We start from the raw sequence: 15,168 nt of genomic DNA on the forward strand, positions 1-15,168 counted from the left end.
GCCGCTTCGGAAGCGGGGAAAACGGGTATCCAGCCGGGTAGCCGAGGCGAGGAGGCCCCCCATGCTCCCGGATCGAGAACGCCACGCCCTGCGGGAAATCGAGGCGGAGCTGCAAGCGAGCGATCCCGCGTTCGCCGCCGCCTTCAGCGGCCGCAACCTCCGCTCGCCCAGGCGGGGGAACCTGTTGCTGGTCCTCTGCGACGTCACGGCGGTGGTGATGCTCGTGGTCGGCCTCTTCGCCCGCGACGCGGCACTGGTGCTCTGGGGCACGGTGAGCGCAGGCGCGCTGGTGGCCTGGCACATCGCCCGCGCCGAATCGGTCCGCGAGTCCTCTGAGGACGGTGCGGCGGCCGGCTCCGTCTGACCGCTCGCACACAAAAGGCCGCCCGCGGGCACGCGGGCGGCCTCGGTGTGTGGCAACGGCTCAGTCGTAGGACAGCGCCTCGACGAGCTCGCCGGCGCTCGGGTTCGACAGCGCCCTGGCCACGTCGGCCTGGGCGACGATGCCGACCAGGTCGTGCCCGTCGATCACCGGCAGCCGGCGGACGCGGTGCTCGGACATGGTGCGCAGGATCTCCTGGGCGTCGTCGTCCGCGCCGATCGTCACGACCTCGCCCTGGGCCAGGTCGCCGACGTGGACGGCCCGCGGGTCCTTGCCCTCGGCCAGCACCTTCACCACGATGTCGCGGTCGGTGATCATGCCCTTCAGGCGGTTGTCCTCGCCGCAGATCGGCAGCGCACCGACGTTCTTCTGCGCCATGGTGACCGCGGCGTCGTGCACGGTGTCCGACTCGCGGGCGCAGGTCGCGTCCGACGTCATGATGTCGCGTGCGGTGGTCATCGTGAACTCCTTTCTCCGGTCGGTGGTGCTCCGGCTACCCGGCTCCGGCACGTTTACCCGCGGGCCGGGCGGGGAATTTCGCGGGACATGCCGGATTCCCGCGGTGCCGAGCCGCCGGACACCACCGACCTCGACCGGCTGCGGTCGGCGGCGTCCGGCTGCCAGGGGTGCCACCTCTTCCAGGACGCCACGCAGACAGTCTTCGGCGAGGGCTCGGCCGGGGCGAAGGTCCTCGTCGTCGGCGAGCAGCCGGGCGACAAGGAAGACCTCGCGGGCGAGCCGTTCGTCGGGCCCGCCGGGAAGCTGCTGGACCGCGCCTTCGAAGAGGCCGGGTTCGACCGGCAGTCGATGTACGTCACCAACGCGGTCAAGCACTTCAAGTTCAAGCGCGACGAACGCGGGAAGCGCCGGATCCACCAGAAACCCGGCCGCACCGAGGTGGTCGCGTGCCGCCCGTGGCTGCTGGCCGAGCTGCGCGCGGTGCGCCCGGACCTGGTGCTGCTGCTGGGCGCGACGGCCGCGCAGTCGTTGCTGGGCCCGAAGTTCCGGCTCACCGAGCACCGGGGCGAGCCCCTGGAACCGCCGGCGGACCTGGTCGAGCTGGTGCCGTCGGCGATGGCCACGGTCCACCCCTCGGCGGTGCTGCGGGCCCCCGACCGCGACGAGGCCTACGCGGGTTTCGTCGCCGACCTGAAGGCCGCGGGCAAGCTGCTCAAGTGAGCCGCTTCAACGCCGCTTCCGCCGAAGCGGCGTGCTCGCCGAGGTTCCGCCAGGGGTCTTCCTTGCGCGCCAGCCGGCGCTTTTCCTTCGCCAGTGACCATCCGTCCGGGTCGGCGCCGCCCAGCTCGCGCCAGTCCAGCGGGGTCGCGGCCGCCGCGCCCGGACGGGCGCGCAGCGAGTACGGGGCCACGAACGTCTGCGCGTACCCGTTGCGGTTGGCGTCCAGGAAGATCCGGTCGCCGCGGTTGTCCTTGCGCTGGGCGGTGGTCAGCCGATCGGGGTCCTCGCCGGCGACGACGTCGGCGAGGGCGCGCGACAGCGCCAGCACGGTTTCCGTGTCCGACTTCGCGTCCAGCGGCGCGAGCACGTGGAACCCGCGCCCGCCGGTGGCCTGGACGAACGCGTTCAGGCCCACCCGCTCGTAGTGGTCGCGGATGCGCCGGGCGGCCGCGCGCAGCTCGGCGACCGGCGTGCCGTCCGGCGGGTCGAGGTCGAGCACCAGCCGGTCCGGCCGCTCCGGAGCGTCCACTGTGGACAGCCAGACGTGGAACTCCACGCTTCCCTGGTTCGCCAGGTATTCGAGCGTCTCGGCGTCCTCGCACACGACGTATTCGTCGGTGCCGCCACCGCGGCGAGGCACCCGCTCGACGCGGATCGAGTCCGGGAAGTGCTCCCCCGGGTGCTTCTGGAACCAGCCCGGCTTCCCGATGCCGTCGGGGAAGCGCCGCAGCGTCAGCGGGCGGCCGCGCAGGTGCGGCAGCATGACGCCGGCGACCGTGCGGTAGTACTCGACGACGTCGCCCTTGGTGAGGTGATCGCCGGGGTAGAACACCTTGTCCGGGTGGGAAGTCTTCACGCGCGCTCCCGTACGACGTCCGCGGCCTTCTTGTCCTCGCGCAGCCCCGCGAACCGCGGGTGCCGCAGCCGCCCGTCCCGCGTCCACTCGGAAAAGCCGATCTGCGCCACCAGCTCTGGGCGCACCCAGTGGGCGCCCGGTTCCTTGACCGGGCCGGCGAACGGCGATCGCGTCGTCTCCCGCGCCCGCAGCTGCGCGTGCAGGGACGTCAGCAGCCGCTCGTCGAAGCCGGTGCCGACCTTGCCCGCGTACTTCAGCGCGCCGTCTTCGTGGTAGCCCAGCAGGAGCGCGCCGAAGCCGTGGCGGGCGCCCTGCGGGTCGGTGAAGCCGCCGATGACCAGCTCCTGGCCCTGGGCGCACTTGAACTTCAGCCAGTCGGGTGACCGCCCGTGGTGATACGGCGCGTCGGCCCGCTTGGCGATGACGCCCTCCCAGCCGCGCCGGCAGGCTTCGGCGAAGAACTTCTCGCCCTCGGTGTTGCGGTGCGCCGACAGCCGGAGCGGGTCCGCGAAGTCGAAGGCGTCCCGCAGCAGCGCCTTGCGCTGCCGCAGGGGCAGCCCGGTCGTGTCCTGGTCGTCGAAGTACAACAGGTCGAACAGGTAGTAGTAGACGCGCACGCCGGTCGCCCGGGCGCGATCCGGGTCGCTGACGTGGATCCGGGGCTGCAACGCGGCGAAGCTGGTGTTCGCGCCGTCGAACGCGACGATCTCGCCGTCGGCGACGAACCGCGGGCCGCCCTGGGCGGCGAGGGCGTCGACGAGCTCCGGGTAGGCGTTGTCCATCACCTTGTGGTTGCGCGAAAACAGCGTCGGCGGCCCGTCGTCGCGCACGCAGATAGCGCGGACGCCGTCCAGCTTCCGTTCGAAGATCCAGTCCTCGTCGGAGAACCGGCGGCCGGTGAGCGTGGCCAGCGTCGGCTCACGCCAGCCGGGCCCGCTCACGACGCCTTCAGGGCCTTCTCGAGCTGCGCGCGGGTCATCTTCGACCGGCCCTTCACGCCCTGCTCGCGGGCCAGCTTGTCGAGGTCCGCTTTGGACAGCTCGGTCAGCTCCGGCTTCTTCGCGGCCTTCTTCTTCGGTTCCTTCTCCGGCTTCTTGCCGCCGCCCTTGCGGTTCTTCACGCTGCGCGAGAGCGCCTCGAACAGGTCGACGACGTCGGCGGAGGGTTCGGGCTCCTCCTCGTGGGCGATCTCCTTGCCCGCTTCCTTCGCCTTGATCAGCTCTTCGACGCGCTTCGAGTATTCGTCGCGGTAGTCCTCGGGCTTCCACGGCGCGGTCATCTCGTCGACCAGCGAGAGCGCCATGTCGAGCTCCTTCGGCCGCGGCTTCGGCAGCTCCGGCAGCTTGCCCATGACGTCCTTGGGCTTGCGCAGGTCGGCGACGAAGTGCAGCGTGTTGAGCACCATCACGCCTTCGCCGGCACGGACCGCGGCCAGGTACTCCTTGCCGCGCAGGACGAACTTCGCGACGCCGGCCTTCTCGCTGCGGTCCATCGCCTGCAGCAGCAGGCCGTACGCCTTGGCGAAGTCCTCCTTCGCCGGCTTGAGCCAGTAGGTCTTGTCGAAGAACCACGGGTCGATCTCGTCGAGTTCGACGAACTGCTCGATGTCGATCCGGCGGGACCGCTCGGGCGCGATCTCGTCCAGCTCGTCCGGTTCGACGAGCACGTGGTCACCGCCGCCGAGGTCGTAGCCCTTGACGATCTCGTCCTGGGTGACCTCCTCGCCGGTCCGCTCGTTGACCCGGCGGTTGCGGATCCGGTCCGACGTCCCGCGTTCGAACTGGTGGAAGTGGATGGTGTGGTCGGCCACCGCCGGGTACAGCTCCACCGGCACGGTGACCAGTCCGAGGCTGAGCGCGCCGCTCCACACGGGCCGGGCCATGTCCGTCCTCCTCGCCCGCGTCAGGCGACGTCGCTGGCGCGGGTGCCGCTGCGGTGCAGCCCCAGCATCTCCAGCAGCCGCGCGCAGTCCTCGGGATCCTTGGCCCGGGCCGCCACGGCCCGTGCCGCCTGGCGCCGCACGCGGGCCTGGTCCGGCGAATTCCCGCCGTCGAGCAGGAGGTCCGCCACCGGCCGCAGATCGTTGCGCTTGTCTCGCATGTTCGCTCCCTCCGGCAATCCCCGATGAACCGTTCGCGGGCGGGTTACCCCGGATCACCGCAGGCGACACAGGTGTCACCGATCGAGTCACCGCAGTCCGCGCTCACTAGGCCGAACGAGTGAATTCACCGGGGCTCGAGCCTGGGCGCAGGCAAGGTGGTGAGACCCACGTCACACAGGAGGCCGGATGGGCACCCAGCTCCGCATCAGCCGCGAGGACGGGTCACTGCCCTGCGAAGTGTGCGGCTTCCCGACGATGCACGTGGCCAAGGTCGTCGCCGACGACGGGACCGTGCTCGGCCGCACCCTGGTCTGCACGACGTGCCAGCGAGGCAGGCACCGCCCGGAACCGGCCGCGGCCGAGCCGGAGGCGCCGCCGGACGAGGTGGCCGCCGGGTAGCGGCCGCTCACGTCTTCGTCGTCGCCACCGCCGTGACGAACTCCGCCGCCACCTCGTGCAGCTTCCGGTTGCCGTCCTGGGAGCGCTTCACCAGCCGCTGGAACGCTTCCTCCGCCGTGATCCGGTGCGCGGCCATCAGGATGCCCTTGGCCTGGTCGATCACCGCCCGCGTCTCCAGCGCCCGGTTGAGCTGGTCGACCAGCTCGCGGGCCGCGAAGTACCGGCGGGCGCTGCGCAGGCCGATCACCACGGTCGCGGTGTAGAGCTCCAGGATCTTGGTGCCGAGCTCGCTGAACCCGTGCTCGCCGAAGCCGAACAGGTTCACCGCGCCGGACATGTCCTCGTCCACCGTCAGCGGCGCGGCGAGGAAGCTGGCCACGCCGAGCTGTTCGGCCGCCGACACGAACTGCGGCCACAGGTCCCCCACCGCGCCGACGCCGACCCGGACCGGCTGGCCGGTCTCCGCCGCGCGCAGGCACGGCCCGTCGCCGATCCGGTACTGCTCGCGGTCGAAGTTCACCGCCCGCTGGTCGGTGCTGGCCACCGTCTCCGGCACCCCGTCGCGCACCAGGGTGATGCTCGCCATGTCGGCCCCCGGCACCACCTGCACGGCGTGGTCGCACACCGCCTGCAGCATCTGGCCGAGATCGAGCTCGCTGTCCAGCATCGCGGTCAGCGACTCCATCGCCAGCGTGACTTCGTCCAGCCGCGCGGTGAGCCGCTCATCGCCGCCCGTCATCCTGGTGACGCCCCTTCTTCTTTACTCAGGGCGCTCTAGACCAGGGAGGACCCGGGCGCGCGCCACTAGTGGGCCGCTAGCGCTTTAACGGGTCCAGCGCGAGATTACTGCATCCCGCCGGGTCCGGGCACGAGCGGTCACCGCCGTGGCGTGCCACGCGCCCGTTCGGAGCAACGACGGTTGCGGGCCGTGCACGCGCAGCTAGGCTCGGTGCACGGTTCAACCAGCAGCCGCCTCGATCTCCCCGAGCGCGGCGCCGCGGGCCCCGCGCCGCACCAGGACGGTGGCGAACCGCCATGAACCTCCCCCGAGCCCGGCACCCGGGCCTGCGGCTGCGCACGGCGTGGCCGGCCCCGCATGCGGTGCTGGTCACCGCGCGCGGCGACCTCGACAGCGTGACGGCCGGCGACCTGGCCGCGCTGCTCTCCGACCGCCTGTGGGCGACGCCGGACCGGCTGGCCGTCGATCTGTCCGAAGTGGACTTCCTGGGCGTGGCCGGCGTCCGGGTCCTGCTGCACGCGGCGCTGCAGGCGGCGCAGGGTGGCACCGAGCTGCTCGTCGTGACCGGGCCGAACCCGGTCGTGCGCCGGGCGCTGCGGGTGACCGGGGCGGACCGGCGGCTCGCGGTGGCCGAACGCCGGCCCGCCCCCGCGCCGGCTTGACCGCCGGCTGCACCGCCCTAGCCGCGCAGGGCCGGGAGCAGCTCCTTTTCCGCGAAGTCGAGGAAGCCCTCCTGCTGGTCGCCGCCGATCTGGACCAGCGCGACGTCGGTGAAGCCCGCCTCGGCGAACTCGCGCACCGCCTCGGCGATCGGCTCGGCGTCCGGGCCGCACGGGATGGAGCCGGCGACGTCGTCCTCGCGGACGAACTGGGTCGCCCCGGCGAAGCCGGCCGGTCCCGGCAGCTCGGCGTTGACCTTCCAGCCGCCGGCGAACCAGCGGAACTGCTCGTGCGCGCGCTTGATCGCGGCGTCCCGGTCGGTGCCCCACGACACCGGCAGCTGCCCGACCTTGCGGGTCGCCGGGCCGGGCCGGGTCGCGTCCCACTCCTGCGACAGTTCCTTCTTCGGCTCGACGGCGATCATCACGTCGGCGACCGGGGCGAACCGCTGGACCGACTGCGATCCGGACACCGCGATCCCGATCGGCACCCGCCGCTCCGGCAGGTCCCACAGCTTGGCCGAGTCCACCCGGAAGTGCTTGCCCTCGTAGTCGAAGTAGCCGCCGTCGAACAGGCCGCCGATGATCTGGACGGCCTCGGCCAGCATGTCGTGCCGGACGTTGGCCGGCGGCCAGCCGCGGCCGACGACGTGCTCGTTGAGGTTCTCCCCCGCGCCGAGGCCCAGGGTGAACCGGCCGCCCGAGAGCGCCTGGACGGTCGCCGCCTTCTGCGCCACCACGGCCGGGTGGTAGCGCATGGTCGGGCAGGTCACGTAGGTCATCAGCTCGGCGCGTTCGGTCACCTGCGTGACCGCGCCGAGCACGCTCCAGGCGTACGGCGCGTGGCCCTGTTCGTCCAGCCACGGCGAATAGTGGTCGCTCATCACCTCGAAGTCGAAGCCGGCCTGTTCCGCTCCGGCGGCGTACCGGACCAGGTCGTTCGGGCCCGCCTGCTCGGTCATCAGGGTGTAGCCGATCCGCATCGGCCCCTCCTCTCCGTCGGCCCTTCGCGTACCCGTGCGCTGCCGTGGGTAACCGCCCGGGCACCACGTTTACCGGGTGATCAGGCGGGTACTCATCCCGCGAGACGAAGGGAGCGGGCATGCCTCAGTCGTGGAGCGGCAAGCGCGAGCGCCAGTACGAGCACATCAAGGACTCGGCCGAGGACCGTGGTGCGAGCACGAAACGGGCCAAGGAGATCGCGGCCCGGACGGTCAACAAGAACCGCGCGCAGTCGGGCGAGTCCCGGCAGGCCAGCAAGACGTCGCTGAAGGACAAGTCGCCGCAGCAGCGCGGCGGTGAACGGTCCGGCAACCGGAAGGGTCCCGGCGGCCCGACGAAGGCCCAGCTGTACAACGAAGCGAAGAAGCGCAACATCGACGGCCGCTCGACGATGACCAAGAAGGAACTCGAACGGGCGCTCGGCCGGTGACCAAACCCGAAACACCCGAACACGAAGTGTCCGCATTCCCCCAGATGGGTAGTACCTCCCGCATGGAAGAAACTCGAAGCGACAGCTCGTTCGGCGGCAAGCCGTCCGTCGAGGAGCTGCTCGACGAACTCGTCGAGCTGCGGCTCCCCGCGATGGCGGAGCAGATCCCCCTGGTCCGGATGCTCACGCACGGCGTGGTCTCGCGCGCGGACTTCGGGCTCGACGCGATCGCCGACGCCAAGATGGCGGTCGACGAGGCGTGCGCGCAGCTCGTCCAGCTGGCCGAACTCGGGTCCCAGCTGCAGTGCCGCTTCCGCCTCGCGCCGGACGGCCTGCACGTCATCGTCTCCACCCGCTCGAGCGACCCGCGGCCGCCGAGCGACCGCACGTTCGGCTGGCACGTCCTGACCACCCTGAGCCGATCGGTGACCGCGCACTGCGACGTCCTTCCGGGTGGTGGCGCGGGCATCGTCACGATCGAGCTGGTGCTGAACCCGGGAACGAGCGCGTGAGCAGCGAGCGGAAAACCCTCCTCCACCGCCCGGACGAATACGCCCACTGCGAACCGCTGTTCGAAGAGCTGGGCGAGCTCGGTCCCGACGATCCGCGGCGCGAGGTCGTGCGGAGCAAGCTAGTGACGGAGCTGCTGCCGCTGGCCGAGCACATCGCGACCCGGTTCTCCGGCCGCGGCGAGCCGCGCGAGGACCTGGTCCAGGTGGCGCGGATCGGCCTGATCAACGCCGTCGACCGGTTCGACCCGGCCCGCGGGCACGACTTCCTGTCCTTCGCCGTGCCGACGATCATGGGCGAGGTCCGCCGGCACTTCCGGGACACCGGCTGGTCCGTCCGGGTGCCGCGGCGGCTCAAGGAGCTGCACCTGTCGCTGAGCCAGGGCTCGGCGGTGCTCTCCCAGCGCCTCGGCCGCGCCCCGACGCCGACCGAGCTGGCCGAGCACCTGAGCCTGGACGTCGACGAGGTCCGCGAAGGGCTCCTCGCGGGCAACGCCTACCAGGCGCTGTCGGTCGACAAGCCGGTGCACGACGACGCCGAGGCGCTGTCGCTGGCCGACACCATGGGGGAACCGGACCACGAGATGGCCATGGTCGAGAACCACGAGGCCCTCCAGCCCCTCCTGCAGGAACTGCCCAAGCGCGAGCGCGCGATCCTGGTGATGCGGTTCTTCGGCGGGCTGACCCAGACCCAGATCGCCGACCGGGTCGGCATTTCCCAGATGCACGTCTCCCGGCTGCTGTCCCAGACCCTGGAGCAGCTGCGCGGGAAGCTCACCGGCGAAGGCTAGGAGGCGGCCCGGCGGGCCGCCTCCCGTCCCGGCCGCTCAGCCGAGCCAGCCGGGACGACCGCCCTTGCGCAGCCGCCGCCACTCCCGCGCGAACGTCCCCCGCAGTTCCGCCGCCCGGCCGGCGTCCCGGGCGTACAGCATCCCGAAAACGAACGTGTTCTGCCCCTCGCCGTGCCCGGCGACGGTGAGGTGGTGCAGGACGTCCCGGCCGACCACGGTGTCCTGGTGCGAACCCAGCGTCTCCTGGACGGCCTTGACGTTCTTGCGCCACTCCCGCAGCTTCTTCCCGTACACCGGCTTCACCGTGTCGGCCGCGTAGCGGGCCTGCTTCGCCTTCTTGCGGACGGCGTGCAGCGCGGTCCCGAGCTCGTCGCCCGACAGGCCGCGAGCCGCCGCCTCGGCACGGCTCAGCTTCCTGGCCGCCTTCCGGAGCGACTTGCGCAGGCCGGCCTTCGCGGGCTTGCGCGCCTGCGCGGTCAGCGGCGGTTCCTCCAGCACGGTGTCCAGCGCGCGCAGCAGCTCGAGGTAGCGCTTGCCGGTCAGCGCCGCCATCGCGCGCGTCCGCCCCTCCTCGGCTTCGCGGGCGAAGTACCGCGTGAGGAACTGGCGGACCGGCCCGAACACCAGCTCCGAGGGCACGCCGTCGAGCTGCTCGCGCAGCCGTTCCTCGGTGACCTCGGTGTCGCGCGCCGGCGACAGCTGCCCACCGAGCCACTTGAGCTCGGCCGCGAGCGACGCCGTGGCCTTCTTGTCGACGACGGAGCCGAAGGTGCGAAGCGTGCTCCGCAGCTTCCGGATGGCGACGCGCATTTGGTGCACGGAGTCGTCGACGTCCAGCCGCACCCCGACGTCCGCGCGGCGCAACCGGCCGTAGTGCTCGCGCAGGGACGCCAGAACGATGTCGCCCGCCGACGCCTTCTTGCCGGTCCGGGGCGGTGCCGGCAGCCGGTCGCCGAGCAGGCGGCGCAGCTTCGACGGCCACGGCGCCGCCGTCACCCCGGCTTCGGTCAGGGCGCGGTCGAACTCGCCGAGCCGCCGGGGGTCGGTGCCGGGATCGAGCTCCAGTTCCAGCTCACGCCACTCGTCGAGCCGCGCGGTCGCGCCGCCGGCCTCCCCGGTGACGTGGTCGTCGGTGAGGGTGGCGATCGTGCGCCCGCCGGCGTCGGCGAGCCGGTGGGCGAACCGGTCGGTGCGCAGGTGCGCGACCGGCACCAGCTTCTCCCCCAGCGTGTACGCCCGCACCAGGCGCCGGAGCCGGCCGGGCACCTTGTGCGGGTCGCCGCCGAGCGGGAGCTGGATCTCCTGGCGCTCGTCGGCCGAGACCGGCAGCTTGAGGTGCCAGCCGGCGTCGGGGCCGCCGACGCGCCGCCGCAGGGTGATCCCGCCGCGGGCCAGGCGGTAGTCCGCCGTGTCGTAGTAGGACGCGTCGAGCACGTGCTCCTGCGGGTCGTCCTGGGTGGTGACACCGCCGACGCCGACCAGGCGCGGTACCCCGCTGCCGGCGACGATCTCGTACTTGCGTTCACGTTCGGGCACCGATGCCGGCGCGGCCATGGTCGTCCTCCTCGGGAGCCGGGTTCACCCGACGGGTACCCGGCCGGCCCGGCGCCGACACGGGATTCGGCACCCGAGCAGCGGGTATCCCGGGGAAAAACCCGCGTCCGGACCAGGAGAGTGCATGAACGGCAGCCCGTCCGCAACCGACCTGACGACCGTCCTCGCCGGTGACCACCGCGAGCTCGACCGGCTCTGCACCGAGCTCGAACTCGGCCAGGGCAGCCCGGAGAACCGCAAGGACCTCGCCGACCACCTGATCGCGGAGGTGGTCCGGCACGCCGTCGCCGAAGAGCCGTTCCTCGACGGCGCCGGCGACCTCGCCGAGGCGGACCGCCTGATGCGGCAGCTGGAGGGCATCGGGCCGCAGGAGACGCGGTTCGAGCGCCTGCTGGGCGGGCTGATCCGCGCCCTGCGGCGGCACGTGCGCGACGAGGGGCCCGCCGCCGTGCGGGAGATCGGGCGCACCTGCTCCCCCGGCCGGCAGGCCGAGCTGGGCCGGGAGGTGCTCGAAGCCCGGGCGGCCGCGGCGACCCTCCCCCACCCGGACCTGGCCGACCGGGTGCCGCAGGCCGACCAGCTCTGGCCGGGCCCCGGCTTCGTCGACCGGGCCCGGGCCGCCCTGAACGCGCCGGCATCGGGTTGAATGGGAGGTCCGCCACCCCGACGGAAGGCAGCGAGCACCGATGAGCGTCGGCGAAGAAGAGTGGGCCCGGGAACGGGCCTGGTTCGGCCAGGAGGGCGAGCCGGCGCCGGGTCCGCTGGCGCGGCAGTTCGCCGACCTGACGCGGATCCTGCTCGACGCGACGCCGACCGTCGGCGGGGTCCTCAAGCTCGTCGTCGGAGCCGCGGCGGCGCTCATCCCGGGCGCCGACCTCGTCAGCGTCACGCTGCGTGACTCCGACGGCACGTACCACACGCCGGTCGGGACGGACCCGGTCGCCGAACAGCTCGACCAGGTGCAGTACGACCACCGCGAAGGCCCGTGCGTCGAGTCGGCCCGGCCGGACGGCCCGGCCGTCGGCTGGTCCGAGGACCTCGGGCGCGACCCGCGCTGGCCGGCGTTCGGGCCGGCCGCGGCCCGGCACGGCTACCACTCGCTGCTGGCCACCGCCCTGCTCCCGAACGCCCGCCCGCCGCGGCTGTCGGGTGCGCTCAACGTCTACTCGCGCACGCGCGGCGCGTTCGGCGGCCCGGCGATCGACATCGCGCTGCTGCTGGCGACGCACGCGTCGCTCGCGCTGGCCCACACCCAGGCCGTGGCCTCGGGCGAGCTGGAGGCGGCCCACCTGCGCCGCGCGGTCGACGGCCGCGACGTCATCGGCCAGGCGAAGGGCATCCTGATGCAGCGGCGCGGCATCACCGCCGACGAGGCCTTCGACGTGCTGCGCCGCGCGTCCCAGGACCTCAACGTCAAGCTCGCCGACCTGGCGAAGGCGCTCACCACCCGGCCCGCCGAGGTCGACCTGCCCGCCTCTTGAGCCCGGACGCACGCCGAGGGCGGCACTTCCCCGGGGAAGTGCCGCCCTCGAACGTCCCTACGCCGTCAGGGCGCGGTGTACGGGGACCGGTTCTCCAGCGGCACGGGACCGGCGGCCGGGTAACGGCCGTCCTGCCCCGCCACCGGGGTGACCGTGGTGCCCTGCTCCGGCTCCACCCGCTGGCGGGGGCCGCGCTGGACGACCGCCTCGACCTCCTGCTCACCGCGGATGCGGGCCAGGACGCCGAGGGTGATCGCGTGGGCCAAGGCGAGGATCAGCAGCAGCACACCGATCCGCCCGACCACGCCGGGCAGGTCGCTGCCGCCCAGGTTGACGGTCGAGATCAGCGCCAGCACCCCCAGCGTCGCGAGGTGGAACAGCACCGTGACCAGGCGCGTCATCGAGGCGCCCGCCGCCGGGTCGCCGTAGGAGTTTTCCAGGTACCGGCGGCCGCTGCGGTAGATGATCTGTCCGTCGACGAGGACCAGCGCGATACCGATCGCGAGGAACGACAGATACGCGTTCGTGGTCATGCGGACGCTCCTTCCTGGGGGACCTTGCCGGAGGAATACCCGGCAGGTCGCGCAGGGAAACGCCGCGGTCACGCGGTGAAGGTGGCCGGGTCCGGCCCGGTGCGCCGGCCCGCGTCGAGCCGGCCGATCGCCGCCATGTCCTCCTCGTCGAGCGCGAAGCCGAAAACGTCGAGGTTCTCCCGCATCCGCGCGGGCGAGACCGACTTCGGGACCACGATGTTCCCGAGCTGGACGTGCCAGCGCAGGACCACCTGCGCGGCCGTCCGCCCGTGCTTCTCCGCCAGGCCGGCGAGCACCGGATCGCCGAGGACTTCTGCGCGGGCGAGCGGGCTCCACGCCTCGGTGGCGATGCCGTGCCCGCGGTGGTACTCGCGCAGGCCGGCCTGCTGCAACGCCGGGTGCAGCTCGATCTGGTTCACCGCCGGCACGGTGGCGGTCTCCGCGGCGAGCCGCTCGAGGTGCGCGGGCAGGAAGTTCGACACGCCGATCGCGCGGGCCTTGCCCGCCCGCAGGAGGTCGTCGAAGCCCAGCCACGTCCGGACGTAGTTGTCCCTGGCCGGCAACGGCCAGTGGATCAGGTAGAGGTCGACGTGGTCGAACCCGAACCGGCGGAGGCTGCCCTCCAGCGCGGTGATCGCGTTGTCGTGGCCGTGCGCGTCGTTCGCCAGTTTCGTGGTGACGAACACCTCTTCGCGGGCCAGGCCGGACTCGGCGATCGCGGCGCCCACGGCCGCCTCGTTGCGGTAGAGCTGCGCGGTGTCGAAGTGGCGGTAGCCCGCCTCCAGCGCCGCCCGCACGGCCCGGGTGGTCTCCTCGGGCGGGATGCCGGCCACGCCGAAGCCGAGCTGCGGAATGCGCACGCCGTTGTTCAGGTCCAGTGCGGGAACGCCGGCAGTGGTGGTCGTCATGCTCGCGGCGTACCCGAGGCCGCCCGGACGCGAAACGCGGCGGGGCGGGATCCACCCGCCCCGCCGCCGGATCTCACCCGGTCCGGGTTACTTCCCCGGGCGGTCCACATCGCCGCGCCAGCCGCCGGTCTCGCGGCCGCGCTGCTCGATGAACTCCTTGAAGCGCTTGAGATCGCCCTTCACCCGCCGGTCGAGGACGCCGAGCTTGTCGGCGACGTTCTCGGCGAAGCCCTCCGGGTCGATGTCCATCTGCGCGGTCACCCGGGTGTGCGAGTCGTCGAGCCGGTGGAAGGTGATGACGCCGGCGTGGTCCGGACCGGAGTCCGACGTCCAGGCGACCCGCTCGTCGGGGTGCTGCTCGGTGATCGTCGCGTCGAATTCGCGCGTCACGCCACCGAAGCGCGTCACCCAGTGGGTGTGGGTGGCGTCGAGCTGGCGGATCTGTTCGACGCCTTCCATGAACTGCGGGAATTCCTCGAACTGCGTCCACTGGTTGTAGGCGGTGGAAACGGGGACTTCCACGTCCACGATTTCGGTGATCGTGCTCATGCACTCCTCCTCGTCGGTGTGGTCACAAAACGGCTACCCGGTGTCAGGAGGGCCAAACCCGGCGCGATTGATCTCCGTCCGGGCCGGGTACACGGCGGCCAGGCAAGGAGGTGTTCCGTGATCGAAGAGGTGAACAAGAAGCCCGCGTCCGAGCGCTCGGTCGGCGAACTGGTGACCGACCTGACCGACGAGGTCAAGCGGCTGGTCCGGGACGAGATGCGGCTCGCGGCCTTCGAACTGCAGCGCAAGGGCAAGAAGATGGGCCTCGGCGCCGGGTTGTTCGGCGCGGCGGGCCTGTTCGCGTTCCTCGGGGCCGGCACGCTGGTCGCGGCGGCCGTGCTGGCGCTGGCGCTGGTGGTGCCCGGCTGGCTGGCGGCGGTGCTCGTCGCGGTCGCGCTGTTCGTGATCGCCGGGATCGCGGCGCTGGTCGGCAAGAAGGAAGTGTCGCAGGGAGTGCCGCCGGTGCCGGAGGAAGCGATCACCGGCGTCCGCGAAGACGTCGACACGGTGAAGCAGGGAGTGCGGACATGAGCGGGGACTTCCCCAAGAACGCCGAGGAGGCGCGGCTCGACCGGGACACCACCCGGGAGGAGCTCACCGAGACCCTGGAGGCGCTCGGGCACAAGCTCGACGTCAAGGCCCGGGTCAAGGAGAACGTCGACGAAAAGCTCGACCAGGCGACCGCGAAGGTCGCCGACGTGACGAACGAGCCGACCGCGGTCAAGTTCCGCCAGGGCGCCGACGCCGTGCGCGCCAACCCGGTGCCGGTCTTCGCCGGCGTGCTGGGCCTGCTGATCCTGATCCGCCTGATCCTGCGCCGGAGGAATTCGTGAACAAAGCGCTCTACAAGCCGTTGAGCTGGGTGGTGGGTGCCCTCGGCGGCATCCTCGCCGGGCAGGTCTTCAAGCAGGTCTGGAGCCGGGTGGCCGGCGAAGAGGACGCCCCCGACGCCACCGACCGCGACTACACCTGGCGGCAGGTGGTCATCGCGGCGGCGGTGCAGGGGGCGATCTTCGGTGCCGTCAAGGCCGCTACCGAACGCGCCGGTGCCGTCGGTTACCGCAAGGCCACCGGCGACTGGCCCGGCGACGACTGA

The 15,168-nt window shown here is 72.2% G+C and carries 23 protein-coding genes; 12 read left to right on the forward strand and 11 right to left on the reverse strand.

The window, feature by feature from the left end:
• Window positions 1-61: 61 nt before the first annotated feature.
• Window positions 62-364 (forward strand): DUF3040 domain-containing protein, encoded by a 303-nt coding sequence (locus tag AB0M93_RS26620; protein WP_364277364.1) that lies wholly within the window; start codon window positions 62-64, stop codon window positions 362-364.
• A 60-nt stretch (window positions 365-424) separates the two neighbouring features.
• On the opposite strand, the gene AB0M93_RS26625 is transcribed toward AB0M93_RS26620, so the two are convergent.
• Window positions 425-841, reverse strand: coding sequence for a CBS domain-containing protein (locus AB0M93_RS26625; RefSeq protein ID WP_308671821.1), 417 nt, complete (start codon window positions 839-841; stop codon window positions 425-427).
• A gap of 87 nt (window positions 842-928) precedes the next feature.
• Between AB0M93_RS26625 and AB0M93_RS26630 the strand changes: the two genes are divergently transcribed.
• The gene (locus AB0M93_RS26630) at window positions 929-1,561 is read left to right on the forward strand and encodes a UdgX family uracil-DNA binding protein (protein WP_364277367.1); all 633 of its coding nucleotides are present in this window, start codon (window positions 929-931) and stop codon (window positions 1,559-1,561) included.
• Here the strand turns inward: AB0M93_RS26630 and ligD (AB0M93_RS26635) are convergent.
• From ligD (AB0M93_RS26635) to AB0M93_RS26650, 4 genes are read right to left on the reverse strand one after another with little or no spacing between them, the layout of a single operon-like run.
• Window positions 1,554-2,417 (reverse strand): non-homologous end-joining DNA ligase, encoded by an 864-nt coding sequence (ligD, locus tag AB0M93_RS26635; protein ID WP_364277370.1) that lies wholly within the window; start codon window positions 2,415-2,417, stop codon window positions 1,554-1,556. The genes AB0M93_RS26630 and ligD (AB0M93_RS26635) overlap by 8 nt on opposite strands.
• Window positions 2,414-3,358, reverse strand: a complete 945-nt coding sequence (gene ligD / locus AB0M93_RS26640) for a non-homologous end-joining DNA ligase (protein ID WP_364277373.1) — start codon at window positions 3,356-3,358, stop codon at window positions 2,414-2,416. The genes ligD (AB0M93_RS26635) and ligD (AB0M93_RS26640) overlap by 4 nt, the downstream gene beginning before the upstream one ends.
• On the reverse strand, window positions 3,355-4,299 hold the full coding sequence (locus AB0M93_RS26645; protein ID WP_364277375.1) for a Ku protein: 945 nt from the start codon (window positions 4,297-4,299) through the stop codon (window positions 3,355-3,357). Before AB0M93_RS26645 ends, ligD (AB0M93_RS26640) begins: the two co-directional genes overlap by 4 nt.
• A 20-nt stretch (window positions 4,300-4,319) precedes the next feature.
• Entirely contained in the window at window positions 4,320-4,517 is a 198-nt protein-coding gene (locus tag AB0M93_RS26650; protein ID WP_364277378.1) for a hypothetical protein, read from the reverse strand.
• A gap of 187 nt (window positions 4,518-4,704) precedes the next feature.
• Between AB0M93_RS26650 and AB0M93_RS26655 the strand changes: the two genes are divergently transcribed.
• Complete coding sequence (locus AB0M93_RS26655) at window positions 4,705-4,917, forward strand: hypothetical protein (RefSeq protein WP_364277381.1); 213 nt, start codon at window positions 4,705-4,707, stop codon at window positions 4,915-4,917.
• Between the two features lie 7 nt (window positions 4,918-4,924).
• Here the strand turns inward: AB0M93_RS26655 and AB0M93_RS26660 are convergent, their stop codons facing one another.
• Window positions 4,925-5,656 (reverse strand): GAF and ANTAR domain-containing protein, encoded by a 732-nt coding sequence (locus tag AB0M93_RS26660; protein ID WP_364277384.1) that lies wholly within the window; start codon window positions 5,654-5,656, stop codon window positions 4,925-4,927.
• Window positions 5,657-5,952: 296 nt separating this feature from the next.
• Here AB0M93_RS26660 and AB0M93_RS26665 point away from each other — a divergent pair, with 296 nt between their 5' ends.
• Entirely contained in the window at window positions 5,953-6,318 is a 366-nt protein-coding gene (locus AB0M93_RS26665; RefSeq protein WP_364277387.1) for an STAS domain-containing protein, read from the forward strand.
• 17 nt (window positions 6,319-6,335) lie between these two features.
• On the opposite strand, the gene AB0M93_RS26670 is transcribed toward AB0M93_RS26665, so the two are convergent.
• Window positions 6,336-7,298 (reverse strand): LLM class F420-dependent oxidoreductase, encoded by a 963-nt coding sequence (locus tag AB0M93_RS26670; protein WP_364277389.1) that lies wholly within the window; start codon window positions 7,296-7,298, stop codon window positions 6,336-6,338.
• Window positions 7,299-7,417: 119 nt separating this feature from the next.
• On the opposite strand from AB0M93_RS26670, the gene AB0M93_RS26675 reads away from it, so the two are divergent.
• The 3 genes from AB0M93_RS26675 (at window position 7,418) to AB0M93_RS26685 (ending at window position 9,047) form a co-directional block, all read left to right on the forward strand.
• Window positions 7,418-7,747, forward strand: coding sequence for a plasmid stabilization protein (locus AB0M93_RS26675; RefSeq protein WP_364247158.1), 330 nt, complete (start codon window positions 7,418-7,420; stop codon window positions 7,745-7,747).
• A gap of 62 nt (window positions 7,748-7,809) precedes the next feature.
• Entirely contained in the window at window positions 7,810-8,259 is a 450-nt protein-coding gene (locus AB0M93_RS26680) for an anti-sigma factor (RefSeq protein ID WP_364277392.1), read from the forward strand.
• Window positions 8,256-9,047 carry a SigB/SigF/SigG family RNA polymerase sigma factor gene (locus AB0M93_RS26685; RefSeq protein WP_364277394.1) on the forward strand — a complete coding sequence of 264 codons (792 nt, stop codon included), beginning with the start codon at window positions 8,256-8,258 and terminating at the stop codon, window positions 9,045-9,047. The genes AB0M93_RS26680 and AB0M93_RS26685 overlap by 4 nt, the downstream gene beginning before the upstream one ends.
• A 36-nt stretch (window positions 9,048-9,083) precedes the next feature.
• On the opposite strand, the gene AB0M93_RS26690 is transcribed toward AB0M93_RS26685, so the two are convergent.
• Window positions 9,084-10,601, reverse strand: a complete 1,518-nt coding sequence (locus AB0M93_RS26690; RefSeq protein WP_364277397.1) for a CYTH and CHAD domain-containing protein — start codon at window positions 10,599-10,601, stop codon at window positions 9,084-9,086.
• 124 nt (window positions 10,602-10,725) lie between these two features.
• Between AB0M93_RS26690 and AB0M93_RS26695 the strand changes: the two genes are divergently transcribed.
• Complete coding sequence (locus tag AB0M93_RS26695; protein WP_364277400.1) at window positions 10,726-11,247, forward strand: hemerythrin domain-containing protein; 522 nt, start codon at window positions 10,726-10,728, stop codon at window positions 11,245-11,247.
• 40 nt (window positions 11,248-11,287) lie between these two features.
• Window positions 11,288-12,082: a GAF and ANTAR domain-containing protein gene (locus AB0M93_RS26700; protein WP_364277403.1), complete on the forward strand. Its 795-nt coding sequence runs from the start codon at window positions 11,288-11,290 to the stop codon at window positions 12,080-12,082.
• Window positions 12,083-12,147: 65 nt separating this feature from the next.
• On the opposite strand, the gene AB0M93_RS26705 is transcribed toward AB0M93_RS26700, so the two are convergent.
• The 3 genes from AB0M93_RS26705 to AB0M93_RS26715 form a co-directional block, all read right to left on the reverse strand.
• Window positions 12,148-12,615 carry a hypothetical protein gene (locus AB0M93_RS26705; RefSeq protein WP_364277406.1) on the reverse strand — a complete coding sequence of 156 codons (468 nt, stop codon included), beginning with the start codon at window positions 12,613-12,615 and terminating at the stop codon, window positions 12,148-12,150.
• A 68-nt stretch (window positions 12,616-12,683) separates the two neighbouring features.
• Window positions 12,684-13,523, reverse strand: a complete 840-nt coding sequence (locus tag AB0M93_RS26710; RefSeq protein ID WP_364277409.1) for an aldo/keto reductase — start codon at window positions 13,521-13,523, stop codon at window positions 12,684-12,686.
• An 87-nt stretch (window positions 13,524-13,610) separates the two neighbouring features.
• The gene (locus tag AB0M93_RS26715; protein ID WP_364277412.1) at window positions 13,611-14,072 is read right to left on the reverse strand and encodes an SRPBCC family protein; all 462 of its coding nucleotides are present in this window, start codon (window positions 14,070-14,072) and stop codon (window positions 13,611-13,613) included.
• A gap of 117 nt (window positions 14,073-14,189) precedes the next feature.
• On the opposite strand from AB0M93_RS26715, the gene AB0M93_RS26720 reads away from it, so the two are divergent.
• Genes AB0M93_RS26720 through AB0M93_RS26730 form a run of 3 tightly spaced genes read left to right on the forward strand, consistent with a single transcriptional unit; the run spans window position 14,190 to window position 15,168 of the window.
• The gene (locus AB0M93_RS26720; protein WP_364277415.1) at window positions 14,190-14,603 is read left to right on the forward strand and encodes a phage holin family protein; all 414 of its coding nucleotides are present in this window, start codon (window positions 14,190-14,192) and stop codon (window positions 14,601-14,603) included.
• Window positions 14,600-14,905, forward strand: a complete 306-nt coding sequence (locus tag AB0M93_RS26725; RefSeq protein ID WP_364277418.1) for a DUF3618 domain-containing protein — start codon at window positions 14,600-14,602, stop codon at window positions 14,903-14,905. The genes AB0M93_RS26720 and AB0M93_RS26725 overlap by 4 nt, the downstream gene beginning before the upstream one ends.
• Window positions 14,902-15,168 carry a DUF4235 domain-containing protein gene (locus AB0M93_RS26730; protein ID WP_364247189.1) on the forward strand — a complete coding sequence of 89 codons (267 nt, stop codon included), beginning with the start codon at window positions 14,902-14,904 and terminating at the stop codon, window positions 15,166-15,168. Before AB0M93_RS26725 ends, AB0M93_RS26730 begins: the two co-directional genes overlap by 4 nt.

This window comes from Amycolatopsis sp. NPDC051102 (assembly GCF_040682815.1).
Taxonomy (GTDB): Bacteria; Actinomycetota; Actinomycetes; order Mycobacteriales; family Pseudonocardiaceae; genus Amycolatopsis.